Source organism: Pseudomonas sp. CVAP#3 (assembly GCF_018986375.1).
GTDB lineage: Bacteria > Pseudomonadota > Gammaproteobacteria > Pseudomonadales > Pseudomonadaceae > Aquipseudomonas > Aquipseudomonas helvetica.
Map to the genome: position 1 here is coordinate 241,715 of NZ_JAHMSC010000001.1, position 26,000 is coordinate 267,714.

The window sequence follows — 26,000 nt, forward strand, 5'->3', positions numbered from 1 at the left end:
TCGGGGTCAACCTTCCAGAACCAGGCCAGGTCATAGGCGACAGCGATCAGGTCGGAGATGGCGCCGATGCCGCACTCATGAAAAAACTCGCGACAGCCCAGCTCAGCGCGTTGAGGTCAGCCAGGTCCAACTGGTTGACCGACGACGGCGGGATGCCGGCGCAGACCGCGATGTATTTGGCCGCGACGTCCATGTCCAGGCTGACTTCTTCGCTCTTGTCGATCTTGTACGGCAGCGCCTTGATCGCCCGCACTTCCTGCACCGTCGGACGGCGCAGGGTCAGTTCGGTCAGCGGCTCGCCGTGGGCCTCGATGGCCACTTGCAGCTTCACGGCTTGAGTCATTGCCAGGTCCCCTTCACACCTTCGAAGACCAACGCGATAGACGCGTCATCGCCCTTGGAAATCGGTGCATCGACCAGGTAGGCACCGGCCAGCACGAAGACTTTGCCGTTGCTGAATTCGCAGGTGACGGTCATGTCGGTGCCTGCGATCAGCTGCTTGAGCGGGAAGTCCGGGGTGTGCAGCGCCGTCACCTTGAACGATGGGGTGATATCGGTTTCCTTGTAGAAACCCGGCACCAGTGTTTCGCGTTTGGTGGACATCAGCGGCGCTTCGCAGCCACCGTTGATGGTCAGTTGAGCGCCGTCCACTTTGACGTAGCAGGTGCCCGCAATCAGTTGACCCATGGTGTTTCTCCCTTCAATAAAAAGCCCACGCGAGGTGGGCTGAACTCATACAGCGAAACGCGGCATTCAAGCGGCGTTGTCGTACTGCAGACGGAATTGGTTGAGCAGTGCGAACACACGCAGGCCGTTGATGTAATCCGGCGGGAACAGCACGTTGACGCGGCTTGGGTCCTGGCTGTCTCGCTCGACGATCAGGTGCTCGGCGAACAGCTCGGCGTTCTCCACGTGGCCTTCCAGTTCGAGCTTGGCGTACTGGGCGATCAGTTCACCGCGAATGGTGCTCGGGGTCACGATCGGCTGGCCGGCACCGAAACGGGTGCCGTCGGCGGCCAGTTTGTGGCGACCGTACTTGCTGGTGATCACACTTTGCAGGCGACGCACGATGAACGCCGACTGGTGCATGGTTTCGCTGTCCAGGTAGGAGTTATCCGCCTGGCCGTATGCGTTTTTCTGGTAGGTGGTGATCGCCCGCTGAATGCGTACATAGCCGCCTTCGTAGTAAGCGGTGGCGATGCCGTAGTTGAGCAGCGACTGGCGCTCGGTCAGAGTGAAACGCTCACTGGCCGGAGCCGGTTCGACACCCGGCAAGCTGCCGCTTTGGGTCGGACGGCTGGCGTCGGCAGAGATGAACACCGAGGTCCGCGCAGCCAGTGCGGCGGCCTGAACCCAGAACGGTTGAGGGACACCCAACTCCAGCGCCTGAATGGTCATGTGCTGGTCGTTACGGGTTTGACCGGCGGCGACCAGGGTGCCAACGGTGCCGCGCTTGGCGGTGTAGACGTGACCGAACAATTGCTTGGCCCACGACCAACGACCGACGCTGTCATCCATGACGGCTTGCCAGGTATTGAGGGTCGCAGTGTCAGTCCACGGCATGCAGATGAATTCGAACGGCTCATCGCCCAGTGCTGCGACGGCCGCCACCTGATCCGGCACGCCAGCGCCACCGGCCATTGGGGTGATGGCGGTGGTCAGGCCAGCCGGTGTGTCTTCGCCATTGCTCTTGCCCAGGCGATTGAACTGCAGGCTGATGTCGTTGGCGCTGTCACCGGTCCATTTAGCAGCCAGGGTAATCACACCTTCAACCGCAGCGGCGGTGACCGGCAGGTCGGCACTGGCGTTGATTTTCAAGGCCAGTGCCGTTGCAGCCTGAGCCGCGGTTGCGGCATTGACCACGGCCGCTTGAACACGCACGCCGCCGACGTACAGGTTGAGCACACCGCTTTCGGTTGCGGTGCCGGTCAGGGTCAGCACGCCTTTGGCAATGCTGCCCACGGTGTTGTGCACCGGCAGGCACCAGATTTCGCCGACCGGGTCGGTCTTGCGCCAGGTCTCGTACATCGAGGCCAGCATCGAACCTTGGCCACCGATGCTTTTGGCCAGCGCCACGCTGGACACCAGCACCAGTTTGCCGACCTCGGCGCTGGCAACGTTGTCGTTGACCTGAGCGACGATCAACCGGCGCATGGCCGACGACGCGCTATTGGCTGCCGAATTGTCCATCTCGGCGTAGAACAGCGGAACACGAATGTCCGCAGGAATGTTGCTGAATCCGATCGCCATTATTTGGCTCCCTGTGGTGTTGCCGCTTCCACGGCTTTAGTAGTGATATCGCCATCGGCCAGACGTCGACGCCACCAGGCGTTGTCCGGCACTTCACGGCCTTCGAGAGGCAACAGATCGCCCGCTTCCGGGTCGGGCACGGCACGGCCTTCGGCCGGCAGCACAGTGATGCGTTTGCTCATTGCTTTACGTCTCCAGAGAAAGTCAGTTCCAGGCGCCCGTCAGGCCCCGGACGTTTCAGGTTGGGGTCCGCCGGGTCGATCGCATCGACCCGCACGGTCACCCCGGTAAAGGACGACAAGCCGTCCAGTTCACGCTCGTGCCAGCTTTCCGCAGGCTGACCTGGCAGATTGCGGCCGAGCTGAAACCCGGTAAAAAAGCGCAGGCGATAGAGCACACGACTGCTGTTGATGGAAACCAGTTCGCCGCCGTCATAGCCGATGGCGTCGTAAGCGCTACCGGGCTTGAAACCCACCAGTGCGCGCCAGAGTTCGGCGCGCAGGTCGTGCAACAGATCCAGCGCTTTTGTAGCGTCTGTGGTGTCGAGCACCAGGGTCACTTCGAAACGGTCGCGGATCGGTTGCAGCATCAGGTTTTGCGCCACGCTTTTGCTCGCCAGATCGGCGAGCGGCACGACGTAGGCACAAGGGGTTTGCAGCGGTGTGTTGGTTTGCAGCGTGGCGAGGTCTAAGCCTGCGGCCACGCGATTGGCCAGGGTTGGGCATTGCTCACGCAACTGCGTGAGGATCGGCGTGATCTTCATGAGGGCGCTCCAGCGTTTTATGAAAGGTGTCTAACTGTGGGTGCCGTCGCTATCGCGAGCTGGCTCGCTCACACAAGGTTCTGCGCCTTGGTTACACCTTTGGGAGGGAACCTGGATCAGGCGATGGCGTCAGCATTGGGGTCAAGGCAAGTCGCCTCGATCATGCAGCGATAGCTATTGGTGCGATCGCCGCTGGCGGTGACTTTATCGATCGACCAGCGCCCACGCATAAAGCCCGGCCACGTGTCGTCCAGCACTACCAGCCCTTCAGCCGAAAAGTCAGGATTACCCGGACAGCTGATTTTCACCTTGAGCTTTTCACGGCCCATTTTGCGCACTTCAGCTTCGCCGACCGCCTGCGCTTCTTCCGCACTTTGGCAGCGCTGGCGCACGGTCTTGAACGGCGCGAGCCCGGTTTCAACCACCCGCAGCAAACCGGCTGCGGCGTCCCACCAACTGATCTTGCAGCCCTGGCTTTTGCCCCGGGCGGAGTCATCGAGGGTGGCGGTGATAAACGCATGATCGCCGGGACGATTGTTGTGGGTGACCGACAGTTTCACGTCCGGCAATACTTTGCCCGACAACGATTTGACCTGGCCTGGCCGAGCCAGCACATACAGCTCATTGACCGGTTTGGCGATGGCGCCGTACTTGGTCGCCAAGCGTGTGACGAAACCCATGTCGGTTTCATTCGACTGGTCGATGTGCTCGACCTTTTTCAGCGCCAATGCCGGGTCCACCCTCGGCGAAAAGCCGTGCCTGGCTGTCAGCTCGCGAAACAATGCGCCGAGGGTGGTCGGGCCATGGCTGGCCGAGCGGCGCTGCTGAAATCCGCTCTCGTCTGCCGCACTGAACGGTGCGGCGGTAGCCACCAGCGATACGCGAAACGGGAACAGCGTCGGCGTGCGTCGTGTCACCAGAAACTGGCCTTTATCCACCAGCCCGGATTCCAGATAACCCACGCGCAAGCCGACTTTCCCGCCCAGGCTCGGCAGCCCTTCAAGGCCTTCCAGATCGAGCACCAGAGTCAGTTGATCGGACTCGATACCGGCGGCATCGATGTGCTCCCAACTGATCAGGCGCTGATTGATCAGGGTCGCGTTGGCCCCGTAAATTTCTACCGCTGGCGTGAACCCCAATGCCATGTAACCTCCTTAATCCCACGCGGTTACCGGTGTGGTCGCTACGGGTCTGGATTCAAGTTCCGGCAGAACCACCCAGATGCCTGCTGGCAGTACCGGAGCTTGCTCGGCCAGCGTCGGGTTGAGGCGCCACAGCGCCTCTTCGGCCAAATCATCACAACGTTCAAGCTCGCGGTAGAGCAACAGATTCACCGAGTCACCGGCTACCGTTCGTACCTTACGCATTGATGAATTCCTCCAACGTAATCGACCAATTGATCAACATCGCCGTGCCGTCATCAATCACATCGCTTTGGGTTTCCGTCACATCGTTGATCCGCCATAAACCCCAGTTGCGGCCAATGCCATCGACCAACGGCAGCGGTACTCTCATTGCTTGCAAGGCGCGCAATTCATCGAGCCGGTCCATGGCCACCGCGTACATCGCCTTGCCGGTTATCGTCAGGCTTTGCAGGCCTTGACCGGTCTGGCTGGACTTGGGCTTGCTGGTCAGGATATCCACCTTCACCCAGCCGCCGTCCGACTTGCGCACCAGACCGCTGTAGGCGAAGTTGCGTGACAAGCCGAAAATGAAGCTTCCGAGTGCCATTTGCTGCCTCATCAAGCCACCCCGTCAGTCAGGGCCGTGTCACGTCGCACGGCGAGTTGATTGGTCGTTGTCATCAGTCCGAATTGCCCGGAAATATGCTGCACCACCAGGTTTGCCAGTTGAGCGGCGCTGGCTTGATCCTGACCATTGATATAAATGTTCGCGGTCAGTGCGTTTTGCTGGCTGGGGGTCTGGGTGTTGGTCAGGTCTTTGCTGACCTGTTCCGGAGCGGCGAGTTTGTCGGCAGACGCTGCGAGTTTTTCACCCAGCCAGGCACCTGACTCACTGCCCATCCAGCCGCCTACCAGCCCGCCAAGAAGTCCACCGATGGCTGTACCCAGCAGCGGAACGACACTGCCCAAAGCGGCACCCGCGGCAGCACCAGCCGAAGCTCCCGCCCAGCCACCACCTGCAGCCCCAAGGCCTGCTCCCACCATCCGGGTGTTGCCGGCCAGTGCGCCCTCAGCCACATCAGCGACGGCAGCGACTCCTTTCAATGGGCCGGGAAGCTTGCGGGGTATCGAACGCATTGAGGCAGTCAACCCGCCCCAGCGAGGAGTGCTCACACGCGAGCCTCGCGGACTCACACGTACAGACGGACCATTTCTGGGTTCTGGACTCCTGTTTGTCTCGCGGGCATTCGGTTTGTCCGTCCGGCCTTTGTTTCTGAAATCGTCGGAAATCGCCTCACCCAATCGATCAGGGAGCCGTGCGGCCACCCCACCCAACACTCGCTTGGCCACCTGATTGGTCATCTCATCCACGACGGCCTTGAACAGCGCCCCCACCAGCGGTTTGATCGCCGCTGCAACCAGCACAATGGCAGCCGTGGTTTTCGGCGAGGCTTCAGCCAATTCACTCAAGCCATCAACCAACGAACCAAGCGAGTGGAGCGAGCTATCCGTCACGGGCGCCAGAGCATTACCCGTGGCCACCGACAGACGATCATTGCTTGCACTCAAGACGTTCCACTGGCCTTGCCGGGTTTTCGACAGTGCAAGTGCGTCTTGCCTCACCGAGCCCTTGTCACCCAGCTCCGACGTGGCGTACTGGGCTTTGTCTTTTACCTGCCAGAAGGCGCCATTCACATCGGTAAGGTTTTTCGCCATGTTCAGCGCGGCCTTATCACCATCGCCAAATAGCGTGGAGGCAAGCGTCGCGCGATTCTCGGCAGGTTGCGCGTTCAAGGCCGCAAGCACCGACATCACCGTGCCAGGCGCTGCGTCGTTGTCACGCAAGCCGCTCGCGAGCGCTTTCGGCTCCAGACCCAGCTGCTTCCAGGCCGCTTGCTCGGTTGCCGAGGCCTGATCACCCTTGCCCATGACGGTGGTGATGCTTTTTAGCGCTACGCCGGCCTCAGCCTTTTGCGTACCGGTATTGAGCAATGCCGCCGTCAACGCTGCGGCTAGCGCAGGGGACAGGCCTGCCGCCGTAGCCGCAGCACCGTCACGCTGCAAGACGGCACCGATGTCAGCCGCTTTCGCACCATTGGGTATCTTGCCCAGATGGTTGGTTGCATCCGCCAAGTCAAAGGTTTCAGCACCGTTGAGCTTCATGGAGGTGCGCCAGCCGACCATCATCTCGGCGACATCCATGGCCGGCATTTTGAACGCCGACGCGGCGACGCCAGCGTCGCTGGCGAAGCGTTGCAGCACTAACTGTCGGTCGGATGCATTGGGCAGATCGCTAACGATTCCTGCCCTGGCAGCCAGACTTTCAATCTTCACCAAATCAACTGCCTTGGTCCCCCCGGCCGCCACCAGCGGAGCGCTGGCGATGTGCTGGGTTGACTGCACCATCTCTTCGCTCTGGCGCGGGGTAAATTGGGCTGCCTGCTTCAGATCGGCCATGGCCGAATCCATCGCTATCGCGGGTTTGAGCAGGTCCGGCGGTTCGATACTGCTACCCGATTTGCCCGCACTCTTTTGCTCGCTGGCCGGCTCACTCTTGGCACCGGCTCCCATCGTTTGGGACAACAATCGTTGCGACGAAAGTCTCAAGGTCAACGACTCGATAGCCGTCGTCAGCAGACCGAGCTTGAGCCCGACGTTTTCCAGCGCCAGACCGAGGCCAGATATCTGATCCCTGGCGGACGTGCCCGTACCCTGTGCTGACGCAACGCTGGTGACTGCCGTAGTCAGGCTGGTATTACCGAACGCCAACCCACTGTCGTCGAGGGCCGCGTATTTGAGCGAATATCTATCGTCCGCCATCCCGCTCTACTCCTGTTTCACGCCAAGGCGAGTGATCGCGATGTCGTAGCGGCGCAATGCCTTGCCAGCGTTCCACTCCAGAATCTCCGCCTCACTTACCGAGTAAATGAGCGGCACCACATCGAGGATTACTTCGATGTCGCGTTCCGAAAGAAGTCCGCCGGTTTGTTTAAAAAATCGTCGATGCGCACCTGCAACTGGGTCCAGTCGGGCACGGTCAGCGAGGCCAGATCGGGAAGCATCAGGCCGGTACAGTGAGCGGTGATGAACTCGGCGCGTTCCTTGGCCGTCTTCAGTTTTTTCATCGCTTTGGTGGCGCGCAGCACCGGCATTTCCAGGGTCAACGAAGTCATGCTGCGGCCTGCCACATTGAGCGGTTGCAGCAGTTGCACCTGATCGGGATCGTCGTCCGACGCTTCGTCAGCTTGCTGTAGAAAGTACGACGTCGGGCGGGTCGACATTTCGTGCACGTACTGCGCAATGCTTACGTAGTCCGGGCGTTTGAGCTGATCAAGTTCCTTGACTGACAGGCCGGTGGCCAATTTGGCCAGTTCGAAGAACTGATCGTCCTCATCCTCGCCGGCGCGGGCCAGCGCCTCTTTCTGTGCGGCGTAGCACAGCGGCTTGAGTTGGATCTGCTCGATCTGCGACTCATCGTCACCGGTAATCGGCGACAACAGGACATGTTTAGGCGGCATCCAGGACATGAAGTGAATTCCTTGCTCATACAAAAAAGCCGCCCGCAGCAAGCCGGAAAACCAGCAGGTGAAGACGGCGATACAGGAAAGTGTTGCGGTCGCTTAAGGCAGCAACACGGCACGGCGGGCATCGCCGAGAATGTCGACGCCATTGAGCACGAACTTCTGGGTGCGCACGTCGATGTCGATCACCGGGATGCCGTTTTCCAGACGGTTGTAGGTGCGGCAGGACAGCTCCAGCGTAGTGGTGGGTTTGTCGCCCATCTTCAGCTTGGCCTCGGCCAGGGATTTCAACTTGCCGCCCACGGTGTGATAGGTGAACCAGGTGTTGCCATCCTGATCCTGACCGGCTTCACGGACGTTCAGCAAAATGTCGTCGCCCAATTTCACGCCCAGGGCGAGCATGATTTCGGGACCTGCGCCTTGCAGCACGAGAGTAGCGCCCAGCACTTTGCCGCTCTTGGCCATTTCCTCGGCGATAAAGCGCCCGCCAGTCATCGGCTCCATGTCGAAATCGATTTTCGGCGGGGTGAACTCTTCCACCGTCGCCGACAACGGCAGGCCTTGCAGGGTGGCCGCGATGGCCTGTCTTACGCGGTTGGTAAACATTAGAGAACATCCTCCAGGAACTGCTCGATGATTTCATCGCGGGCGTTGAGTTGGTAAACCATGTGTTCGTTCGGCGCGTAGCGGCCGTAGTCGATGACGATGAACCAAGTGCCGTTTTTGTACTTCTCGACGCTGTTCAATTCCGGGTGCAGGTACACGCTGCCGCCAGGGATGGTTTCGTCGGCGACCAGGGTTTGCAGCCAGTCGTTGATGCGTTTGACCTCCTGATCCATGAACGACTTGGTCAGGTTCTTGGCCATGGCCTTCTGGCCGGCCTTGACCAGCTTGCGGCTGATCGCGTCTTCCAGGCCGACGTAGCTGATGAACTTGCCGGTGATGGAGCGGTTACCCAGCAGCGAGAAGCCGCCGAGAACGGTCCGGGCGTAATAGCTGATGCCGTAGCGGTTGAGCAGATCGCCCTCGGTCGAGGTGTCGAGGATGTTGTATTCCACGGTCCGCGAAACGTCCTCGGCGTAGGTCACCTGGTTGCCCGGACTTTCCCATTGCTTGACCTTGGCGAGTGCCGCGATGGCCAGGCTCGACGGCGCAAGAAACACGTTTTTCTTCGCAGCCTTGGAGTACACCGCAGGCATGTTGTGTACGACGAGGCAGCGGTCGAAACCGAGGTCCGCACCGCCCAGTTCCTTGCTGTAGGTCACCTGATCGGCGACCGAAGTATCCTTGCCATCGAGCACCACGCGGGCCTTGATGCGCTTGCCGAACGAGGCGAACTCGCTGGCCACCGCTTTGGTGCCGGTAAAGCCCGGAGCACCGATGATGGTCAGGTCTTCAGGCACGCCGCTCAATGCGGCCAGGCCCAACTTGCGACCGGTCTGCGCTTCGTTGCCGCCGATCACGTTGTTCAGGGTATCGGCCGGGGTCGCGCCCTCTTCGACGATGACCACATACACCGGCACCTTGACCACTTTCAGGATCTGGTAAACCGCCTGATACAGCGTGCCCGCCTCGGCGCCGGTCGGATCGAGCTGCGCATGGGTGGTAAAGCTGTTGATACGGAACGGGGTATTTTTCGGGATCAGCGGGTTGGCGTTCGGCGCCGTGCCGACCAGACCGATGACGTTGTCACCGAGGCCACCCATGGCCTCGGGGGATTCGGTGGCATTGACGGTGATGCCGTTGTGCTCGAAGTTCAAAACCTCAGCCATGGTTATTCAGCCTTCTTGATGGTGGCCTTTTTGGCCGGGGTGGTTGGGGAGGCCTCGGCCTCGAGGACGCTGGTCAGCTCCAGACGGCCAGCACTGCGCAGAGCAGAGGCCTCAACGTCGAGCAGTTCGAGCTGTTGGCCCGCGCTCGACCAGTGGCCGCCACCGGTAGAGAATGGGATGAGGACGGTGTATTTTTGTCGGATGGACATTTACGATTTTCTCCAGACTCAACAACACAAAAACCCCATTGCAGGGGCTTTGTGCAGGCGAAAAAAAACCGCTTACGCGGTCGGGGGATTACTTCAGGAAGGCTGGCGGCTCGGGCCATACGACCACAAACGGATCGCCGACACCTTGCGGAACGTCGCGCAGAGCCTGACGGTAGTTTGCCACTTCGCTGCGTTGCGCCTCGCTCAACGGGCTATCCACCGCTTGAGTAGCGTCCGTAACAGCCAGCAACTGATTGCGACGTGTACGAATGGAAGCCCACTCGGCCAAAGCAATTGACTCCGGATTGACTTTAAATTGCGTGTTCACTTCATTCACTTCGCTCAATTAAAAATCCACCTTTTCAGTAAGAGACAATCTGGACTTGATACTCCCCACAGGAATCATCGCACCAATACCTGCTTGCATTGTATCAATGCGAACAGTCGTCACATAAATATTTGAGAACTTGAGACGGATAACCACGTTACCTTTTACATCCGTATAGATATCCGGAGACATATTACCAAAAACAGCTTTATTCAAAACTGCCCGCTGAGGCGAGTAGCAATAGCCGACGATAGTTTCATCGATAATCGTCGCACTACCATAGCTATAACCGCGAATATTAAACCAGAACATCTGATCATGCGTATTAATGTTCACCGGTAGCTTTAAGTGCATATAAACATTAACAGAAGTTCCGAGATCGACTTCGGAAAATCCCCCGGAAGCTCCTGTATTCTGAGGGCCGCCGGTTCCCCAAACGCCCCCTTGGAACACATTCATCTGGACCGTGCCCTGCGCACCGACTAAGCCGACCATGTCTTTTTTGTTGCGATAGTCATCGAACTCTGCCCGCGCCGCATCCATCCTGCTATCGATCTGCGCGACTTTCCCGTCGACAGTTTTAGTCAGGTTGTCCGCTGCCGTTACGAGATCACCAATTTTCTGCTCAATACCCATGTTATCCCCTACATCATTAGTTCGACTTATCCTGGCATTGTGTGCCCGGACTAAAAATTGACAACCCCCGGTGCATTCCTCCTATTGCCTGGAAGCAAGTCTGCAAAGGAACTGACACTGTTCAAATACCGGGCCATCCATCGCCTGCTTATTTTCTTTCAAGCGCCATAACACGGAACAAGACGCCCAAATGTCGCGCCATATTGTTGATATTGGCCGCAGCAACCGTGGCAAATTCCTCAGCCAACAACACATTGAGGTTTTCAGAACCAACCACCACCGTCACGCTGTCCGCCGGCAATGGTGAAATATCGAGGGTGAATTTTTGCAGTACACGAGCGGCGCTGGCCTTATACGTCAGCAGCTTTCCAGCAACTGAGTAAACCGCCAGCAGCGTGCCGCTGGCGAGGTAGAAGCCAAACTCGCCAATCTCGTATTCATCCGGACCGCTGAACAGCGCGGCCATCCGTAGCTGCCGGGAACCCAGGTCCTCGTAGTCAACAATCGCCACCCGTTGCCGCTCATCGCGAAGGGCCGTTTCCGAGCCGTTCGGGTCATAGCGAGCGGTGCCCACACCAATGTGAGTAATCTCACCTTTCAAGCCTTGGTTTTTTGCCTGCAACACTTCATCCAGACCGGCGGAAGTGAAGCGAACCAAGCGCGTAATGTCTTCTGTCATAGCTGCGCCCTGAGGTCGTAATCGTTAATGGTGTAGCGCTGAGACACCCCAGCGCCTGTCAGTCGTATTCAGGTAGCGCCCCAAAAAGGAATAGTTCGCCATCGGAAAGCGGCGTGTGTATGGCGCTGTGCATTGCAAGCCAAGCGTGCAGCCTCACGTCAGGCAACGCGCCCGGTTGACTGTCGTCGCTGATACTCAGGCCAGGATCAGCACCCGCAGCAACACGCAGCTCGCCGCTCGTTTCGTGAACGACGGTGATGGTTGCATCGTCTCGCTCGCTCTTCGCCGCATTGACGCGGCGTATCAAGCGATTGTGATCACCACTCGACCAGCTTCGACCGATGATCGCCTGCACGTCGAAGGTGTAGGGGTTACCGAGAGGACGCTGCTCGTACCAGGCAGAGATATTCGGTGTGAAACCCAGCGACTCGACGGCATGACTCAACGCTTTATTGGTTCCGGCCTGCCGCTGGATCTGCCAGGACAGTGAGACGGTCAAACGCTTTTCTGACTCGCTGGCGCCCGCGTCCCATTCGCTGACACCACGATCCGCGGCGAGATACGGCAAGAACGCCGACGGTGTCTTCGCTGGATTCATCAATTCAGGGAACGGCAGAGCAATGCGATCGAGCAATTGACCGAAACCGAGATCGAGCGCTTTTTCCAGCGGCGAGCTGTTCGCCGGCAACAGGCTCGGACGAGAAGCTTGATCACTCATAGCGTCAGCACCTCAACCTCTACGCCTGTGCAGTACGGAGCCTGGAAGGCTGTGGTCACGATGGGCTCCACTGGCTCGAGGATCTCCAGCTGTACCGCGCCGGCGGTATGTATCGTGTAATCGATCCAGCTCGGATCGACCCGCCCTTCCAGCCGATGGCACGCATCGGCATACGCCTGCAATTGCTGCTCAGCGGCCACCTTGGTCAAACCCGAGTCCGGTCCGGCGTTGATCTTCGCGACTACCCGAATCTTGTAGCGTTTGATTTCGGCGGCCTGCACCGTGACGAGATCCGTTTCGGGCCTCACATCAGGACGGGCAAAGTGCCGGCGAACTCCGTCCAGCAGATCCGCAGACGGCGTGCCGTCAGCCTCTCGCGACAGCACGGTGACCCTCACCTCGCCAGGCGCTGTTCGGCGCCCGTTGCCATCCTTGACCTGCGCCGCGTAGCCATCCGGATCAAAGCTGTAGGTCACCGTCACCACGCCTGGGGCCGTGGTTTCGACCTTCACTGCGGGCCGTTCGCCCAGGGTGAATACCTCGCGGCGATACTGCATCCGCGAACCCGCTGCCGGTGCATGCGGCGCCAGGTAGTAGCGCAGTCGGGCATCGTCGTCGCTTTCATAAGTGGGTGGGATCGGCGGGAATGCCGCCGGGTTTCCCGGGTCCAGCAACTGGCGCTCAAGCCCCATGTCCGCGAGGCGGGCGTCGAGGTTGCTGCCGGTCGCCCACCACGCGAGCATCTGCTTGATGCGAGCATTGTATTTGCGTTCGTGGGTTTGCAGCCGCACACAAAAGGCCTCAAGGGCCAGGGTCAGCAGCTCGCTTTCGTTGTCTAGGCTGACTTGCAGTTTGGCGGCAGTTTCCGGTGAACGGGCGGCCACGTAGTCGACGACAAACGCCTTGAACTCTGCGAGCAGCGCCTCGAACGCCTCGACCGTGACAATCGCCGGCTCAGCCAACTGGTTTTGACCGGGTATCAGCATGCTCATGTCACGACCTCGAATGTCTGTTTGCGGTTTTTCCAGGTGCCGGCGAAGCGCAACAACAGCCCCGCCCCTCGACGACTGGCGACAATGACCTCAGGCTCAAAATCATCGATACCGTTTGCCTTGTTGTAAAACGCCTGCGCTGCGTGGCTCTGCGCAAGGATCAACACGTCGTCGCCGACGTTCTGCCCCAGCAAATCTGGCACCAGCGACCCATACAGCGGGCGCTTTTGACGAGTGCCCAACGGGGTGGTCAGTGCGCGGGTTGCGCGCTGCACAAACTGAAGCCAGTCGTCGACCGCTGCCCCGGTGTTTCTATCGACTCCAATCATGGGAAGTCCCTTATGCCGTACTGATGACTCGTCCCTGGTGATCCACCAAAGGGCCGAGGAAGTGAACGCCAGAGGCGTCGAGCAACACGCCGACCGTGCCCAGCTTCAGCTCGATGGCTTCTGGGGTCAGCGCCAGCCGAGCCGGGCCGACGGTCAATTCGACCGACTCACGCGAGCCCTTGAACGTCGTCTGTCCGTTGGTCCAGCTCAGGACATGGCCTGCATCGTCGTAGCTGCTTTCGGTGCCGTCCTTGTGTCGACGACGCGTCAACGTGGCTACGGTCGAAACCGGCGGGAACCGATTGCTGTTGAGGCCGAACAAGGCGACCGATTGCCCAGCGCCATCGCCGCCGCCATAGTTCAGCAGCAAGCACTGCTCACCCTCGGAAGGAATGCGCGATTCACTCTGTTCGCCAGCACTCGGGTTGAAGAACCTGATCGCTGGCGTCAGCAGATCCCCATGGCTGACCTTGCAGGTGTTGCTGGCGGCATCGACCTCTACACACACGCCGATGCGACAGAAGCTGTCGGCACGTCGGTGCAGGTCTTCGAACTCGGTCTCCATCTCAGCCAAACGCTCAATGATCGGACCGAGCTGCATACGTAGAAGAGCGTCAAACATGGGCCACTCCTTGAGTGCTTGTTAAACAAACGCTGTGTATTGATCCGGATCATCGATGTTCGAGACCTCCCAGGTGAACGCGAACTTTGGCGTCCCCGTTGGCTCATCGAGCAACGGCGGACCGAAGTACAAGGTCTGGGAAAACGAAACCGTCCATGCGTCGTACACCTGCTCACCGCTGGTGAACGTCGACGGCACTGCCTCGATGCTCATCGGCAGGTCGCATTGCCCTCCCGATACGCCCCAACGGTTATCCGTGACGATATCCTTCAGTGCGCTGGCGAGATTGCAGGCCTCAAGCCCTGAATGCCCGCTCTTCCCGGCGACCACGCCTTGCAGCGAGATCGTCAGGACATGAGCGATACGCCCATCGTTGGCGCGGGTGCCTGCGGCATCGCGCTGAATCGCGATCAGGACCCAGGCATCATCGACAACGCCATCGAAATCCTGATATCCCCCAACCTTCAGGCCTGGATAAATCGGCCGAAGTGCCTCACCAATAGCGATAATCAGCTCCGAGGGTTTATTGATAACGCTTGGAGACATAAGCGGTTTCCTGTTCGAGTGTCACAGTGTCAATTGTTGAGTTAAAGGAAATTACCGCCGATGACCTGCATCCTTGCAGGTCGGGGTCGTTGTCTACGCCCCCCCGTCAGCCAGTCCATTGGGCTTGTTCAGCGGTGATCCTCTTTGCTGCCAGTACCATTAGCGGTCCTGGCTGGAATCACGCGGCGCCATTTCATCGACGCCAATCCGCTTGGCCGCCCAGCGCTCATACAAGCCAATGGCGACATCGGCACCGGCCATCGCGGTGAGGCAACCGAAAGCGCCGGCGGTCCAGATCGACACGCCCGCGGCATACAGCAGCATGATGGTCGAGACCCCGCAGACCATGCAGGCCCCGGAGCGCAGCACCAGACGCCGCAACAGTGGCCAGCCGCGAGCACCCTCCTTGTCGGCGCGCCACATTTCGCCGGACACCCCGCCGACCACCGCCAGAGCGATGACCAGCCAGATAGGCATGTCCGCCAACGCTTGCTGCTCGTTTGTCATGTCACGCCTCCTGCGTTGATAAATAGGTGATGGGTTTGTGTGTTGTTCAAACGCTGTCTCTTGATGTGCCTGACGGTAGGTAGGCATTCCAAAAAGCCCGGTCGCCCGGGCTTTTCAGTAATACGGTCCTTCCGATCTTTCGGCGCTACTGGCGCGGTACGGATCCATTCAAATTGTTCCTCCGACCGCGACCCTGTCCGCCGGATAACTGCTTACGGTGCTTTACGCTGCACACCCGGGTCAGTTGCCAACCCTCTGAACCGTTGAGGCCGGTTCATCGCTGCCTTTGCTGTGGAACTAAAGAGCTTCGTTGCGAGCCGTTGTTGAGCGGCTTGAGACAAAGAATATGCATGGATGCATATACAGTCAATGCGTAAATGCATTTATTTATGCGTTTAAAATGCACAAGCGCATGAGAGCCCCGCAAACAAAGGGTGGGATGGTTTTCGTCGGGCGAAAAAAAACCCGCTTGATAGCGGGTTTTGTCTGGCAGCCAGGGGTTAGCGGGCGTACATGCCCCACCAGAAGACATGGCCGAGGATGACGATCTGCTCTTCCTGGATTTCCTGGAAGGTGTAGTCCTCATCCGGGTGTTCATCGCGATTGAAGCTACGCAGACGAATGCCGGTAGGCAGACGATAGAGCTGCTTCACCCGCAGTTGGCCGTTATGGTTGATGGCATACAGATCACCATCAACGATGTCGCCAATCCCGGACTTACCGGCATTGACCCCAACCGTGGCGCCGTCGCGCAGCACCGGCAACATGCTGTTGCCGCGCACGGTTACGCATTTGGCCTGGTCGAACTGCACACCGTTATGCCGCAAGCTGCGCTTGCCGAAGCGCAAGCTTGAGCGCTCGCTTTCTTCGATGACGAATCTTCCTGATCCAGCAGCCAATTCAACCTCGCGAAGAAAGGGGACCGAGACCTCGTCGTCATCGACGGGGGTATCGTCATCCCACAGACTTATGTCCTTGAGTTCCGAATGCGACTCTTCGCGTGCAGGCGCATTGGCCGACACAACATCGGCGCGGCCACGCAACTGGTCAGTGCTCACACGGAAGTACTCGGCGATCTTCGAGATGTGTTTATCCGAAGGATCGACGATCTTCCCGCTGAGAATCCGCGAGAGGGTAGATTGAGGCACGCCGGTGCGACGGTGAAGCTCCGTGGGGGAGATCCCGTGCTGATCGAGCAGCGCCCTTAAGACGGTAGAAACATTGCGTTTTTGCATAACACGCATAGTGCTTGTTCTTATCGAAGATGACAAATGCTGATTTGCATAATCAGTGCATAAACCGCAGAAATGTGCAGCGGGCCTTTCATCCCTGCGTAGGTCGGACTGCCCATGGTAACCTTGCGCCCATCGCGGAAAAGCCGGGCCAACGTCCCTCTTTTGCCCCACCCCTTTCAACGAATTCGCCTGATTACCTGATGAATAAAGCACTCTCCGATCTGTCCTCCCACACCCCGATGATGCAGCAGTACTGGCGTCTGAAGAACCAGCATCCTGACCAGTTGATGTTCTACCGCATGGGTGACTTCTACGAGATCTTCTATGAAGACGCGAAGAAGGCCGCCAAATTGCTGGACATCACCCTGACTGCCCGCGGGCAATCGGCCGGGCAGGCGATTCCGATGTGTGGGATTCCTTACCACGCTGCGGAAGGTTACCTGGCGAAACTGGTCAAGCTCGGCGAGTCGGTGGTGATCTGTGAACAGGTCGGCGACCCGGCGACCAGCAAAGGTCCGGTAGACCGTCAGGTTGTACGAATCATCACCCCCGGCACCGTCAGCGATGAAGCGCTGCTGGATGAACGTCGCGACAACCTGATCGCCGCCGTACTGGGTGACGAGCGCCTGTTCGGCCTGGCCGTGCTGGACATCACCAGCGGTAACTTCAGCGTGCTGGAGATCAAAGGCTGGGAGAACCTGCTGGCGGAGCTGGAGCGGGTCAATCCGGTCGAGCTGATGATTCCGGACGATTGGCCAAAAGACCTGCCGGCCGAGAAGCGTCGTGGCGTTCGTCGTCGCGCACCGTGGGATTTCGAGCGTGATTCGGCGCTGAAAAGTCTTTGTCAGCAATTTTCCACCCAGGACCTCAAAGGTTTCGGCTGCGAGAACCTGACCCTGGCGATCGGTGCCGCCGGTTGCCTGTTGAGCTACGCCAAGGAAACCCAACGCACCGCCCTGCCGCATTTGCGCAGCCTGCGTCATGAGCGTCTGGACGATACCGTGGTGCTGGACGGCGCGAGCCGTCGCAACCTGGAGCTGGACACCAACCTGGCAGGTGGCCGCGAAAACACCCTGCAATCGGTGGTCGACCGTTGCCAGACCGCCATGGGCAGCCGCTTGCTGACCCGTTGGTTGAATCGCCCGCTGCGCGACTTGAGCGTGCTGCTGGCACGCCAGACCTCGATCACCTGCCTGCTCGACGGTTACCGCTTCGAGAAACTGCAACCGCAGCTGAAAGAAATCGGTGACATCGAGCGGATTCTGGCGCGTATCGGCCTGCGTAACGCTCGCCCTCGTGACTTGGCTCGCCTGCGCGACGCCCTCGGCGCCCTGCCAGAACTGCAAGTGGCGATGACCGAGCTTGAGGCGCCACACCTTCACCAACTGGCCGTGACTACCAGCACCTATCCCGAGCTGGCCGCCCTGCTGGAAAAAGCCATCATCGACAACCCGCCGGCGGTGATCCGCGACGGTGGCGTGTTGAAAACCGGTTACGACGCTGAACTCGACGAGCTGCAATCGCTGAGCGAAAACGCCGGACAATTCCTGATCGACCTCGAAGCCCGCGAGAAGGCGCGTACCGGCCTGGCCAACCTGAAAGTCGGCTACAACCGGATTCACGGCTACTTCATCGAACTGCCGAGCAAGCAAGCCGAGCAGGCGCCGGCCGATTACATCCGCCGCCAGACCCTCAAGGGTGCCGAGCGTTTCATCACGCCAGAACTCAAAGCCTTCGAAGACAAGGCCCTGTCAGCCAAGAGCCGCGCCCTGGCCCGCGAGAAGATGCTTTACGAAGCCCTGCTCGAAGACCTGATCAGCCAACTGCCACCGCTGCAGGACACTGCCGCGGCACTGGCCGAGCTGGATGTCTTGAGCAACCTGGCGGAGCGTGCGCTGAACCTTGACCTGAACTGCCCACGGTTCGTCAGCGAGCCGTGCATGCGCATCAGCCAGGGCCGTCACCCGGTGGTTGAACAAGTATTGACCACGCCGTTCGTGGCCAACGACCTGAGCCTGGACGACAGCACGCGGATGCTGGTGATTACCGGCCCGAACATGGGCGGTAAATCCACTTACATGCGGCAAACCGCGCTGATCGTGCTGTTGGCGCATATCGGTAGTTTTGTGCCCGCTGCCAGTTGCGAATTGTCGCTGGTGGACCGGATTTTCACCCGGATCGGCTCCAGCGATGACCTGGCCGGTGGTCGTTCGACCTTCATGGTCGAGATGAGCGAAACCGCGAACATCCTGCACAACGCCACCGAACGCAGCCTGGTGCTGATGGACGAAGTCGGTCGCGGCACCAGCACCTTCGACGGTCTGTCTCTGGCTTGGGCTGCGGCCGAGCGTCTGGCTCAGTTGCGCGCTTATACGCTGTTCGCCACCCATTACTTCGAGCTGACGGTACTGCCGGAAAGCCAGCCGCTGGTGGCCAACGTCCACCTCAATGCCACCGAGCACAACGAGCGCATCGTATTCCTCCATCACGTACTGCCTGGCCCTGCCAGCCAGAGCTACGGATTGGCGGTTGCGCAACTGGCCGGCGTCCCCACCGAGGTGATTGTGCGGGCTCGCGAGCATCTGGGGCGACTGGAAGCGACGGCGCTGCCTCACGAAACGGCGCAGCCAAGCAAAGGCAAACCGGCCGCGCCGCAGCAGAGCGATATGTTCGCCAGCCTGCCGCATCCAGTGCTCGATGAACTTGCCAAGCTTAATCTGGATGACATGACCCCGCGTAGGGCGCTCGAAATGCTCTATACATTAAAGACACGGATCTAACGCACTGGCCTGCAAGCTGTTAGAATCTCGCGCGGTTTGGGATGCTGCAGGCAAATAGCCTGGTCTGCAGACTATCGCTCCCAAACCTGGCGACCCCACCGTGAAGGGGCGCAGCACGCCGCCGCCTGAGGAGAGAATTAGAATGACCTTCGTCGTCACCGACAACTGCATCAAGTGCAAGTACACCGACTGCGTAGAAGTGTGTCCGGTGGACTGCTTTTACGAAGGCCCGAACTTCCTGGTGATTCACCCGGATGAGTGCATCGACTGCGCCCTGTGCGAGCCAGAATGCCCTGCTGTGGCCATCTTCTCTGAAGACGAAGTCCCGAGCGAGATGCAAGAATTCATTCAGCTGAACGTTGAACTGGCCGAGATCTGGCCCAACATCACTGAGAAGAAAGATCCGCTGCCAGACGCGGCAGAGTTTGATGGCGTTAAAGGCAAGATCAAAGACCTCGCTCGCTGATCATTGTTGCGCTCTTGAAAAGGCCCCTTGCGGGCCTTTTTGCGTTTCAGGGGTTGCGATCCTTTTCAGCGGGCAAAAAAAGGGGCGGTATGACCCGCCCACATTTTTTCCCTATTCCTTGTGTTCCTTTTCATCGTCCTGATGAATCACGTCCTTGCGATGTTCCTTGACCATCATCCTTGATGGCTGTGTCTATCCGTCGACACAGGGCTGATATTAAAGAGTTCCCCGGTAAGAGCAATCACCTGCCACGGGTAGACCCGAATGAAACGACATGTTTATCTATAAAAAATATCGTTATAAATCAACAATTTACATAATTAATCCAACAAAGATAGACGACCGCTACCCGGTAGAAAAACCGAACACTTACGAAAGAGTAAGCCATGGCTTACGTTAACCTGCGAAAGCGTCCGAATAGCTCTTACGAAGCTTAAACAGCCTATCAATCGGCGAATAACAAAAGCCCCGAAACAGACGGGGCTTATTGTTATCAGGCGAACGCGCTCCTGCTACTGGAACAGCGACTCGCTCGACAGGCCATTCTTCTCAAGGATTTCACGCAGACGTTTCAGACCTTCAACCTGAATCTGTCTGACGCGCTCACGGGTCAGGCCAATCTCCAGGCCTACGTCTTCCAGCGTACTGCTCTCGTGGCCGCGCAGGCCGAAGCGGCGGATCACCACTTCGCGCTGTTTGTCCGTCAGCTCCGAGAGCCACTGATCGATGCTCTGCGACAGGTCATCATCCTGAAGCAGCTCACAAGGATCAGTAGGGCGGTCATCGGTAAGGGTGTCCAGCAGGGTTTTATCCGAATCCGGACCCAGCGAGACGTCGACCGAAGAAACCCGCTCGTTCAGGCCCAGCATGCGCTTGACCTCTCCTACCGGTTTTTCCAGCAGGTTGGCGATTTCTTCGGGTGAGGGTTCATGATCGAGCTTTTGCGTCAGCTCCCGTGCCGCACGAAGGTAGACGTTGAGCTCTTTCACCACATGAATCGGCAGCCGGATAGTCCGGGTCTGATTCATGATTGCACGCTCGATGGTCTGGCGTATCCACCAGGTCGCGTAGGTCGAAAAACGGAAGCCGCGCTCCGGGTCGAACTTTTCCACTGCCCGGATCAGGCCGAGGTTGCCCTCTTCGATCAGGTCGAGCAGCGACAATCCACGATTGACATAGCGTCGGGCAATTTTCACCACCAGTCGCAGGTTGCTTTCAATCATGCGTTTGCGCCCAGCCGGATCGCCACTTTGCGACAGTCGCGCAAAATGAACTTCTTCTTCCGGTGACAACAAGGGGGAAAAGCCGATTTCGTTGAGGTACAACTGGGTAGCATCAAGCGCTCGGGTGTAGTCGATGTACTTATGCTGCTTGAGTGTTGCGGAGTGCCTGGATTTGGAGCGAACTGAAGGCGTAGCTGTTCCTTCATTCGACATCTCATCCGATGCGACGTCGGTCTCCATCAGGAGAACCTCATCGTCGATGTCAAACTCCGGCACTTCTTTACTGAGAGCCATTGTTATAGTCCTTTGGTGAGTTCGACCTCAAGCTCAAGCGACGCCTTTATCCTTGGCAACGCTGGAGCCTGTTCCCTCTACGTGACGGAACAGGCTGGTAACAAATCAACGACGTGGCAGGAATTGCAGCGGATCTACAGGTTTACCTTGTCGGCGAATCTCAAAATGCAGTTTCACCCGGTCTGTACCCGTGGACCCCATTTCGGCAATTGTCTGTCCGACTTTGACCTGCTGCCCCTCCCGAACCAACAGCCTGCGGTTGTGACCGTAGGCACTGACGTAGGTATCGCTGTGTTTGATGATGACCAATTCGCCGTAGCCCCGCAAGCCACTCCCGGCATAAACCACTGTCCCATCAGACGCAGCTAAAACAGGCTGTCCCAAATCCCCGGCGATATCAATTCCTTTATTCAAACTACCGTTTGAAGAGAATTTTCCAATCAAAATGCCGTTGGATGGCCATCCCCAGCCTGTCGGCGCGGGCCCTGCAGGAGGCAATGGCGCAGGTGCCGGCTTGTTTGCGACGGACGGCGCAGCCGTCTGTTTCGCGGTGGTCGCAGCCGAGGCTGGCCCCCGGGTTACGGTAAATTTGCTCGAAGGAGAAGCGGTTGTTCCGGACGGGGTCACCACCTCTGTCGGCGTTGAACCGGAACGCCCGTCGAAGCGAATCGTCTGACCTGGATGGATTGTGTAAGGCGTAGGAATGTTGTTGCGTGCCGCCAGGGCCTTGTAGTCCCAGCCGTAGCGAAACGCGATCGAGAACAGGGTATCGCCGCGACGGACCACGTATTGGCCGGTGGTTACTGCGGGGCGTTGGGCCGCCGCGTTATTACGATCGACCACTCGCACATCGCTTGAACGCGTGCTGGAGCAACCGACCAACAAGGAACTCAAGACAAGGCCAGTCACCAGGCGCTGAAAGCTTGTTGTACCGATACGCTGCGCAATGACTGTGAGACTCACCCGCCGCTCCCTTTGTGGTGGTTGAAGATAAAAATCGCCGTATTCAGGCATGAAATGTCGCAAGTATAACTGGCCGTTCGGGCTTTACCGTCGGCAAAACAAAATCGACACGCGCACACGTTTGCTGATCGCTGTTCAATCGCGTTTAACCGATCAATGCCGCTGTAAGACCAAGGTAATCAAATAGAATTCAGCGTCGTTAAATAAATGCTTAAGCCAGTGGCCCATGGAGCAACGGTACAAAGCGCACCCCCCCCAAAACACGTCTGGAAAAGCCTTGTTCTTCACGGATGATCAACATCAATTGCTGAACCTCCCCTGAACCAACCGGAATCACCAGCCGCCCACCCGGCGCTAATTGATCGAGCAACGCCTGAGGTACATCGGTCGCCACCGCAGTGACGATAATGCCGTTGTACGGTGCCAGCGCTGGCCAGCCTTCCCAACCGTCGCCCCACCGAAATACCACGTTGCGCGTGTTCAACTCGACCAGGCGCTCCTTGGCACGATCCTGCAGGACCTTGATGCGCTCGACGGAAAACACCCGCTCGACCAATTGCGACAACACCGCTGTCTGGTAACCGGACCCGGTGCCGATCTCCAGCACTTTATCCAGAGGACCGGCCTCCAGCAGCAGTTCGCTCATGCGAGCCACCATATAAGGCTGAGAAATGGTCTGGTTATGGCCAATCGGCAATGCCGTGTCTTCGTAGGCACGATGCGCCAGGGCTTCATCGACAAACAGATGACGCGGTGTCCGCCGAATGACCTCCAACACCTGGGCGTTGGACAGGCCTTCCTCATACAAGCGCTGGATCAGCCGTTCGCGCGTGCGCTGGGAGGTCATCCCGATACCACGACGCAGGATATCGTCTTGTTCACGAGCCATCAGCGCAGCCCCTCCAGCCAGCCATCAAGACTTTTGAAGGCATCATTGAAGGTACGATCGAGTTGCAGCGGGGTGATCGAGACATAACCCTGCATTACCGCATGGAAATCCGTGCCCGGCCCGCCATCTTCCACATCGCCGGCTGCGGCAATCCAGTAGCCGGATTTGCCACGCGGATCGACCACCTGAATCGGCGCGGCGGCGCGGGCACGGTGACCCAGGCGAGTCAGCTGGATACCTCGAATATGTTCCAGAGGCAGATTCGGAATGTTCACGTTCAGCACCGTGCGCGGTGGCAAATCGAGGTCGGCATAAGCCTCCACCAGCTTGCGCGCAAAGTAGGCCGCCGTCGGCAGGTTTTCCACTTGCCGCGATACCAGCGAAAAGGCAAACGACGGCAGCGTGAGGAAACGCCCTTCGAGCGCCGCCGCAACCGTGCCGGAATACAGCACATCGTCGCCCAGATTGGCTCCCATGTTGATCCCGGAAACCACCATATCCGGCTCGCGCGCAAGCAAACCGTTGAGGCCCAGGTGCACGCAATCGGTCGGCGTGCCATTAAGGCTGATAAAGCCATTGGCCAGGGTTTGCGGGTGCAACGGACGGTCAAGCGTCAGCGAACTGCTGGCGCCGCTTTTGTCCTGGTCAGGGGCGATAACCACGCACTCGGTGTAATCCGCCAGCGCAGCATGAAGCGCGGCAAGACCGGGTGCTGTTACCCCATCGTCGTTAGAAATCAGAATACGCATGAGCTGTCCGTCTGCCCCACCGGCACCAGATCCACGAGTTCACGCACCAATACGGTGGCGAAGCATCCGGCCGGAAGGACGAATTCCAGTTGCAGAATGTCCAGCGAGGGATAATGCCACGTCAACCCGCCAATGGGCAGCCGCAGGATGCGACGTTCATGGCTCATTCCAGCGTTTATCAACCAATCGCGCAAATCCGCTTCGCCTGCCGCGACCTGCTGCTCCAGCTCATGAGTCGCACCAGTCGCCGGTGACTCGCCTTCGCCCCACTGCGGCCCGGTCGGGTGCAGATCGAGGATCGCCAGACGCGGGTCGCTGCATTCGGCCTCACCTGCCGGGAAGAAGCTGCGGCTGTCGGTGAAAGCCAGCAAATCGCCCACCTGGGCGCGCTGCCAGCTGCCATCGGCAACTCGCGCCGCCAACACCTGATTGAACAGAAAGCTGCGTGCGGTAGAGAGCAGGCGTGAACGCACGTTGCGCTGCTCCGGCAAGGCTTTACGTGCCGCCCAGTCACGGGCATCCACCACGTTGCCGCCATTGTGGCCGAAACGCTGCGCGCCGAAGTAGTTGGGAATGCCTTGTTTGGCGATCAGTTGCAGACGCGCGTCAATCGCGTCCTTGTCGCCAGCAAACTGGGTCAAGCGCAAGGTAAAGCCATTGGCCGAATGCGCACCGCGCTGCAGCTTGCGTTTATGGCGTGCGGTCTTGAGGATTTTCAGTGTGTCGTTTTCTGCCGCGGACAAGTCAGGATCGGCCTTGCCCGGCAATTGCACGCTGAACCACTGGCGTGTCAGTGCCTGGCGATCTTTCAATCCAGCATAACTGACGGTGCGCAACGGCACGCCGGCAGCCTTGGCAATCCGCCGGGCCGCCTCTTCAGTGTTCAGGCCGCGTTTTTCCACCCAGATCCACAGGTGTTCGCCTTCGCCGGTCAGCGGAATATCGAGGACTTCATCGACCTGAAAATCTTCCGCGATGGCTTTCAGTACGGCAGTGCCGAGGGCTTCACCGTAGGCACGCGGGCCGAGCAATTGCAGTTCATTCATGCGCGCAACAACAAGGTAACGGAGTGCACGGCAATGCCTTCTTCGCGACCGACAAAGCCGAGCTTTTCGGTGGTGGTAGCTTTCACGTTCACTTGATCCAACTCAACTTGAAGATCCGCGGCGATCAGCGCACGCATCGATTCGATATGCGGGGCCATTTTCGGCGCCTGGGCAACGATGGTGTTATCGACATTACCGACCTTCCAGCCCTTGGCGTGGATCAATGCGACAACGTGACGCAACAGCACGCGGCTGTCAGCACCTTTGAATTGCGGGTCGGTGTCTGGAAAGTGTTTACCGATATCACCCAGCGCCGCTGCGCCGAGCAAGGCATCGCTCAATGAATGCAGCAAGACGTCGCCGTCGGAATGGGCAAGCAGCCCGAAACCGTGTGCAATTCGCACGCCGCCCAGAGTGATGAAATCGCCTTCAGCGAAACGGTGCACATCATAGCCGTGGCCAATACGCATAAAAAAACGCCCCGATTTAGTCAGGGCGTGATTCTACCTGCTTTAGGCGCCTAGAGCGTGTGCGTGATGTCGCAAGTGTTCATCAATAAAGCTGGCGATAAAGAAATAGCTGTGGTCGTAGCCCGGTTGCAGACGCAAGGTCAGCGGATGGCCGGCCAGTTTCGCCGCCTGCTGCAGTGCTTCGGGTTTGAGCTGAGTGGCGAGGAAGTCATCCCGATCACCCTGATCCACCAGCAGCGGCAGTTTTTCGCTGGCCTCGCTGATCAACACACAGGCATCCCATTCGCGCCACTTCGAACGCTCTTCGCCCAGATAGCGCGAAAACGCCTTCTGACCCCAAGGGCAATCCATCGGATTGTTGATGGGCGCGAAGGCCGACACCGACTGATACCGCCCTGGGTTGCGCAAGGCACAGACCAGTGCGCCATGCCCACCCATGGAGTGGCCGCTGATGCCACGTTTGTCCGAGGCCGGAAAATGCGCTTCGACCAACGCCGGCAATTCCTGCACCACGTAGTCATGCATCCGATAGTGCTTGGCCCAGGGCTCCTGCGTGGCATTCAGATAGAACCCGGCACCGAGGCCGAAATCCCACGCGCCATCCGGGTCGCCCGGAACATCGGCGCCCCGAGGGCTGGTGTCTGGCGCAACGATGATCAACCCCAGCTCGGCCGCCATGCGCATCGCGCCGGCCTTGTGCATGAAGTTCTCGTCGGTGCAGGTCAGTCCCGACAACCAGTACAACACCGGCAGTTTGCCGCCCTGCTCCGCTTGCGGCGGCAAGTACACGGCAAACACCATGTCGCAGCCCAGCACCTCGGAATGATGCTTGTAGCGTTTATGCCAGCCACCAAAGCTCTTCTGGCATGAGAGATTTTCCAGACTCATG

At 58.9% G+C, this 26,000-nt stretch carries 32 protein-coding genes; 2 read left to right on the forward strand and 30 right to left on the reverse strand.

Translation table 11 applies throughout. The features are described from left to right. Window positions 1–46 precede the first annotated feature (46 nt). The 23 genes from KRR23_RS01145 to KRR23_RS01255 form a co-directional block, all read right to left on the reverse strand. The gene (locus KRR23_RS01145; RefSeq protein ID WP_054595954.1) at window positions 47–343 is read right to left on the reverse strand and encodes a phage tail assembly protein; all 297 of its coding nucleotides are present in this window, start codon (window positions 341–343) and stop codon (window positions 47–49) included. After that, the gene (locus KRR23_RS01150; protein ID WP_054595953.1) at window positions 340–687 is read right to left on the reverse strand and encodes a phage tail tube protein; all 348 of its coding nucleotides are present in this window, start codon (window positions 685–687) and stop codon (window positions 340–342) included. Before KRR23_RS01150 ends, KRR23_RS01145 begins: the two co-directional genes overlap by 4 nt. A 66-nt stretch (window positions 688–753) precedes the next feature. Further along, window positions 754–2,250: a phage tail sheath subtilisin-like domain-containing protein gene (locus tag KRR23_RS01155; protein WP_054595952.1), complete on the reverse strand. Its 1,497-nt coding sequence runs from the start codon at window positions 2,248–2,250 to the stop codon at window positions 754–756. Further along, window positions 2,250–2,432: a DUF2635 domain-containing protein gene (locus KRR23_RS01160; protein ID WP_054595951.1), complete on the reverse strand. Its 183-nt coding sequence runs from the start codon at window positions 2,430–2,432 to the stop codon at window positions 2,250–2,252. Before KRR23_RS01160 ends, KRR23_RS01155 begins: the two co-directional genes overlap by 1 nt. Next, window positions 2,429–3,013 (reverse strand): hypothetical protein, encoded by a 585-nt coding sequence (locus tag KRR23_RS01165; RefSeq protein ID WP_216741008.1) that lies wholly within the window; start codon window positions 3,011–3,013, stop codon window positions 2,429–2,431. The genes KRR23_RS01160 and KRR23_RS01165 overlap by 4 nt, the downstream gene beginning before the upstream one ends. Before the next feature lie 116 nt (window positions 3,014–3,129). Beyond that, a complete protein-coding gene (locus tag KRR23_RS01170; RefSeq protein ID WP_216741009.1) occupies window positions 3,130–4,158 on the reverse strand; it encodes a phage late control D family protein in 1,029 nt (342 codons plus the stop codon). A 9-nt stretch (window positions 4,159–4,167) separates the two neighbouring features. Continuing rightward, window positions 4,168–4,380: a tail protein X gene (locus KRR23_RS01175; RefSeq protein WP_054595948.1), complete on the reverse strand. Its 213-nt coding sequence runs from the start codon at window positions 4,378–4,380 to the stop codon at window positions 4,168–4,170. Next, window positions 4,373–4,756: a phage tail protein gene (locus tag KRR23_RS01180; RefSeq protein WP_216741010.1), complete on the reverse strand. Its 384-nt coding sequence runs from the start codon at window positions 4,754–4,756 to the stop codon at window positions 4,373–4,375. The genes KRR23_RS01175 and KRR23_RS01180 overlap by 8 nt, the downstream gene beginning before the upstream one ends. After that, window positions 4,756–6,957 (reverse strand): phage tail tape measure protein, encoded by a 2,202-nt coding sequence (locus tag KRR23_RS01185; protein WP_216741011.1) that lies wholly within the window; start codon window positions 6,955–6,957, stop codon window positions 4,756–4,758. The genes KRR23_RS01180 and KRR23_RS01185 overlap by 1 nt, the downstream gene beginning before the upstream one ends. Window positions 6,958–7,085: 128 nt before the next feature. After that, on the reverse strand, window positions 7,086–7,664 hold the full coding sequence (locus KRR23_RS01190) for a phage tail assembly protein (RefSeq protein WP_216741012.1): 579 nt from the start codon (window positions 7,662–7,664) through the stop codon (window positions 7,086–7,088). A 93-nt stretch (window positions 7,665–7,757) separates the two neighbouring features. Further along, window positions 7,758–8,264, reverse strand: coding sequence for a phage major tail tube protein (locus tag KRR23_RS01195; protein ID WP_216741013.1), 507 nt, complete (start codon window positions 8,262–8,264; stop codon window positions 7,758–7,760). Further along, window positions 8,264–9,430 carry a phage tail protein gene (locus tag KRR23_RS01200; RefSeq protein WP_216741014.1) on the reverse strand — a complete coding sequence of 389 codons (1,167 nt, stop codon included), beginning with the start codon at window positions 9,428–9,430 and terminating at the stop codon, window positions 8,264–8,266. The genes KRR23_RS01195 and KRR23_RS01200 overlap by 1 nt, the downstream gene beginning before the upstream one ends. A 2-nt stretch (window positions 9,431–9,432) precedes the next feature. Beyond that, the gene (locus KRR23_RS01205) at window positions 9,433–9,639 is read right to left on the reverse strand and encodes a hypothetical protein (protein WP_216741015.1); all 207 of its coding nucleotides are present in this window, start codon (window positions 9,637–9,639) and stop codon (window positions 9,433–9,435) included. Between the two features lie 88 nt (window positions 9,640–9,727). Continuing rightward, window positions 9,728–9,976 carry a tail fiber assembly protein gene (locus KRR23_RS01210; RefSeq protein WP_367880641.1) on the reverse strand — a complete coding sequence of 83 codons (249 nt, stop codon included), beginning with the start codon at window positions 9,974–9,976 and terminating at the stop codon, window positions 9,728–9,730. Between the two features lie 9 nt (window positions 9,977–9,985). Next, window positions 9,986–10,603, reverse strand: a complete 618-nt coding sequence (locus tag KRR23_RS01215) for a hypothetical protein (RefSeq protein ID WP_216741017.1) — start codon at window positions 10,601–10,603, stop codon at window positions 9,986–9,988. A gap of 148 nt (window positions 10,604–10,751) precedes the next feature. Then, window positions 10,752–11,282, reverse strand: a complete 531-nt coding sequence (locus KRR23_RS01220) for a phage tail protein (RefSeq protein WP_216741018.1) — start codon at window positions 11,280–11,282, stop codon at window positions 10,752–10,754. Between the two features lie 58 nt (window positions 11,283–11,340). Continuing rightward, window positions 11,341–12,000, reverse strand: a complete 660-nt coding sequence (locus KRR23_RS01225; RefSeq protein WP_216741019.1) for a phage tail protein I — start codon at window positions 11,998–12,000, stop codon at window positions 11,341–11,343. Beyond that, the gene (locus tag KRR23_RS01230; protein WP_216741020.1) at window positions 11,997–12,992 is read right to left on the reverse strand and encodes a baseplate J/gp47 family protein; all 996 of its coding nucleotides are present in this window, start codon (window positions 12,990–12,992) and stop codon (window positions 11,997–11,999) included. Before KRR23_RS01230 ends, KRR23_RS01225 begins: the two co-directional genes overlap by 4 nt. Further along, a complete protein-coding gene (locus KRR23_RS01235; RefSeq protein WP_216741021.1) occupies window positions 12,989–13,321 on the reverse strand; it encodes a phage baseplate protein in 333 nt (110 codons plus the stop codon). Before KRR23_RS01235 ends, KRR23_RS01230 begins: the two co-directional genes overlap by 4 nt. A 10-nt stretch (window positions 13,322–13,331) precedes the next feature. Further along, window positions 13,332–13,943, reverse strand: a complete 612-nt coding sequence (locus KRR23_RS01240; RefSeq protein WP_216741022.1) for a phage baseplate assembly protein V — start codon at window positions 13,941–13,943, stop codon at window positions 13,332–13,334. Between the two features lie 21 nt (window positions 13,944–13,964). After that, a complete protein-coding gene (locus KRR23_RS01245) occupies window positions 13,965–14,489 on the reverse strand; it encodes a hypothetical protein (RefSeq protein ID WP_216741023.1) in 525 nt (174 codons plus the stop codon). Between the two features lie 159 nt (window positions 14,490–14,648). After that, window positions 14,649–14,996 (reverse strand): phage holin family protein, encoded by a 348-nt coding sequence (locus KRR23_RS01250; protein WP_054595933.1) that lies wholly within the window; start codon window positions 14,994–14,996, stop codon window positions 14,649–14,651. Between the two features lie 500 nt (window positions 14,997–15,496). Next, complete coding sequence (locus KRR23_RS01255) at window positions 15,497–16,231, reverse strand: XRE family transcriptional regulator (protein ID WP_216741335.1); 735 nt, start codon at window positions 16,229–16,231, stop codon at window positions 15,497–15,499. A gap of 200 nt (window positions 16,232–16,431) precedes the next feature. Between KRR23_RS01255 and mutS the strand changes: the two genes are divergently transcribed. Together mutS and fdxA are read left to right on the forward strand one after the other, a co-directional pair. Further along, complete coding sequence (gene mutS / locus KRR23_RS01260; protein ID WP_216741024.1) at window positions 16,432–19,011, forward strand: DNA mismatch repair protein MutS; 2,580 nt, start codon at window positions 16,432–16,434, stop codon at window positions 19,009–19,011. A 142-nt stretch (window positions 19,012–19,153) separates the two neighbouring features. Further along, a complete protein-coding gene (fdxA, locus tag KRR23_RS01265) occupies window positions 19,154–19,477 on the forward strand; it encodes a ferredoxin FdxA (protein ID WP_019692115.1) in 324 nt (107 codons plus the stop codon). A gap of 512 nt (window positions 19,478–19,989) precedes the next feature. Here fdxA and rpoS read toward each other — a convergent pair. The 7 genes from rpoS to fghA form a co-directional block, all read right to left on the reverse strand. Continuing rightward, entirely contained in the window at window positions 19,990–20,994 is a 1,005-nt protein-coding gene (rpoS, locus tag KRR23_RS01270; RefSeq protein WP_216741025.1) for an RNA polymerase sigma factor RpoS, read from the reverse strand. A 105-nt stretch (window positions 20,995–21,099) separates the two neighbouring features. Beyond that, on the reverse strand, window positions 21,100–21,957 hold the full coding sequence (locus KRR23_RS01275; RefSeq protein ID WP_216741336.1) for a peptidoglycan DD-metalloendopeptidase family protein: 858 nt from the start codon (window positions 21,955–21,957) through the stop codon (window positions 21,100–21,102). 211 nt (window positions 21,958–22,168) lie between these two features. Beyond that, window positions 22,169–22,804 (reverse strand): protein-L-isoaspartate(D-aspartate) O-methyltransferase, encoded by a 636-nt coding sequence (locus KRR23_RS01280; RefSeq protein WP_173859967.1) that lies wholly within the window; start codon window positions 22,802–22,804, stop codon window positions 22,169–22,171. 41 nt (window positions 22,805–22,845) lie between these two features. Continuing rightward, window positions 22,846–23,595, reverse strand: a complete 750-nt coding sequence (surE, locus tag KRR23_RS01285) for a 5'/3'-nucleotidase SurE (RefSeq protein ID WP_216741026.1) — start codon at window positions 23,593–23,595, stop codon at window positions 22,846–22,848. Beyond that, entirely contained in the window at window positions 23,583–24,641 is a 1,059-nt protein-coding gene (gene truD / locus KRR23_RS01290) for a tRNA pseudouridine(13) synthase TruD (protein ID WP_216741027.1), read from the reverse strand. Before truD ends, surE begins: the two co-directional genes overlap by 13 nt. Next, entirely contained in the window at window positions 24,638–25,111 is a 474-nt protein-coding gene (ispF, locus tag KRR23_RS01295; RefSeq protein WP_216741028.1) for a 2-C-methyl-D-erythritol 2,4-cyclodiphosphate synthase, read from the reverse strand. Before ispF ends, truD begins: the two co-directional genes overlap by 4 nt. A 42-nt stretch (window positions 25,112–25,153) precedes the next feature. Continuing rightward, window positions 25,154–25,999 carry an S-formylglutathione hydrolase gene (fghA, locus tag KRR23_RS01300; protein ID WP_216741029.1) on the reverse strand — a complete coding sequence of 282 codons (846 nt, stop codon included), beginning with the start codon at window positions 25,997–25,999 and terminating at the stop codon, window positions 25,154–25,156. Between the last annotated feature and the right edge of the window lies 1 nt (window position 26,000).

Excerpts from the sequence above, each read along its gene's own strand:
- KRR23_RS01160 (WP_054595951.1), bottom strand. The coding sequence starts at position 2,432 with ATGAGCAAACGCATCACTGTGCTGCCGGCCGAAGGCCGTGCCGTGCCC.
- KRR23_RS01155 (WP_054595952.1), bottom strand. The coding sequence starts at position 2,250 with ATGGCGATCGGATTCAGCAACATTCCTGCGGACATTCGTGTTCCGCTG.
- KRR23_RS01250 (WP_054595933.1), bottom strand. The coding sequence starts at position 14,996 with ATGACAAACGAGCAGCAAGCGTTGGCGGACATGCCTATCTGGCTGGTC.
- KRR23_RS01185 (WP_216741011.1), bottom strand. The coding sequence starts at position 6,957 with ATGGCGGACGATAGATATTCGCTCAAATACGCGGCCCTCGACGACAGT.
- KRR23_RS01170 (WP_216741009.1), bottom strand. The coding sequence starts at position 4,158 with ATGGCATTGGGGTTCACGCCAGCGGTAGAAATTTACGGGGCCAACGCG.
- KRR23_RS01150 (WP_054595953.1), bottom strand. The coding sequence starts at position 687 with ATGGGTCAACTGATTGCGGGCACCTGCTACGTCAAAGTGGACGGCGCT.
- fdxA (WP_019692115.1), top strand. The coding sequence starts at position 19,154 with ATGACCTTCGTCGTCACCGACAACTGCATCAAGTGCAAGTACACCGAC.
- KRR23_RS01235 (WP_216741021.1), bottom strand. The coding sequence starts at position 13,321 with ATGATTGGAGTCGATAGAAACACCGGGGCAGCGGTCGACGACTGGCTT.
- KRR23_RS01175 (WP_054595948.1), bottom strand. The coding sequence starts at position 4,380 with ATGCGTAAGGTACGAACGGTAGCCGGTGACTCGGTGAATCTGTTGCTC.
- KRR23_RS01220 (WP_216741018.1), bottom strand. The coding sequence starts at position 11,282 with ATGACAGAAGACATTACGCGCTTGGTTCGCTTCACTTCCGCCGGTCTG.
- KRR23_RS01145 (WP_054595954.1), bottom strand. The coding sequence starts at position 343 with ATGACTCAAGCCGTGAAGCTGCAAGTGGCCATCGAGGCCCACGGCGAG.
- KRR23_RS01230 (WP_216741020.1), bottom strand. The coding sequence starts at position 12,992 with ATGAGCATGCTGATACCCGGTCAAAACCAGTTGGCTGAGCCGGCGATT.
- surE (WP_216741026.1), bottom strand. The coding sequence starts at position 23,595 with ATGCGTATTCTGATTTCTAACGACGATGGGGTAACAGCACCCGGTCTT.
- KRR23_RS01240 (WP_216741022.1), bottom strand. The coding sequence starts at position 13,943 with ATGTTTGACGCTCTTCTACGTATGCAGCTCGGTCCGATCATTGAGCGT.
- ispF (WP_216741028.1), bottom strand. The coding sequence starts at position 25,111 with ATGCGTATTGGCCACGGCTATGATGTGCACCGTTTCGCTGAAGGCGAT.
- KRR23_RS01205 (WP_216741015.1), bottom strand. The coding sequence starts at position 9,639 with ATGTCCATCCGACAAAAATACACCGTCCTCATCCCATTCTCTACCGGT.
- mutS (WP_216741024.1), top strand. The coding sequence starts at position 16,432 with ATGAATAAAGCACTCTCCGATCTGTCCTCCCACACCCCGATGATGCAG.
- KRR23_RS01200 (WP_216741014.1), bottom strand. The coding sequence starts at position 9,430 with ATGGCTGAGGTTTTGAACTTCGAGCACAACGGCATCACCGTCAATGCC.
- KRR23_RS01195 (WP_216741013.1), bottom strand. The coding sequence starts at position 8,264 with ATGTTTACCAACCGCGTAAGACAGGCCATCGCGGCCACCCTGCAAGGC.
- rpoS (WP_216741025.1), bottom strand. The coding sequence starts at position 20,994 with ATGGCTCTCAGTAAAGAAGTGCCGGAGTTTGACATCGACGATGAGGTT.
- KRR23_RS01245 (WP_216741023.1), bottom strand. The coding sequence starts at position 14,489 with ATGTCTCCAAGCGTTATCAATAAACCCTCGGAGCTGATTATCGCTATT.
- KRR23_RS01255 (WP_216741335.1), bottom strand. The coding sequence starts at position 16,231 with ATGCAAAAACGCAATGTTTCTACCGTCTTAAGGGCGCTGCTCGATCAG.
- KRR23_RS01165 (WP_216741008.1), bottom strand. The coding sequence starts at position 3,013 with ATGAAGATCACGCCGATCCTCACGCAGTTGCGTGAGCAATGCCCAACC.
- KRR23_RS01280 (WP_173859967.1), bottom strand. The coding sequence starts at position 22,804 with ATGACCTCCCAGCGCACGCGCGAACGGCTGATCCAGCGCTTGTATGAG.
- fghA (WP_216741029.1), bottom strand. The coding sequence starts at position 25,999 with ATGAGTCTGGAAAATCTCTCATGCCAGAAGAGCTTTGGTGGCTGGCAT.
- KRR23_RS01225 (WP_216741019.1), bottom strand. The coding sequence starts at position 12,000 with ATGAGTGATCAAGCTTCTCGTCCGAGCCTGTTGCCGGCGAACAGCTCG.
- KRR23_RS01180 (WP_216741010.1), bottom strand. The coding sequence starts at position 4,756 with ATGAGGCAGCAAATGGCACTCGGAAGCTTCATTTTCGGCTTGTCACGC.
- KRR23_RS01190 (WP_216741012.1), bottom strand. The coding sequence starts at position 7,664 with ATGTCCTGGATGCCGCCTAAACATGTCCTGTTGTCGCCGATTACCGGT.
- KRR23_RS01215 (WP_216741017.1), bottom strand. The coding sequence starts at position 10,603 with ATGGGTATTGAGCAGAAAATTGGTGATCTCGTAACGGCAGCGGACAAC.
- truD (WP_216741027.1), bottom strand. The coding sequence starts at position 24,641 with ATGAATGAACTGCAATTGCTCGGCCCGCGTGCCTACGGTGAAGCCCTC.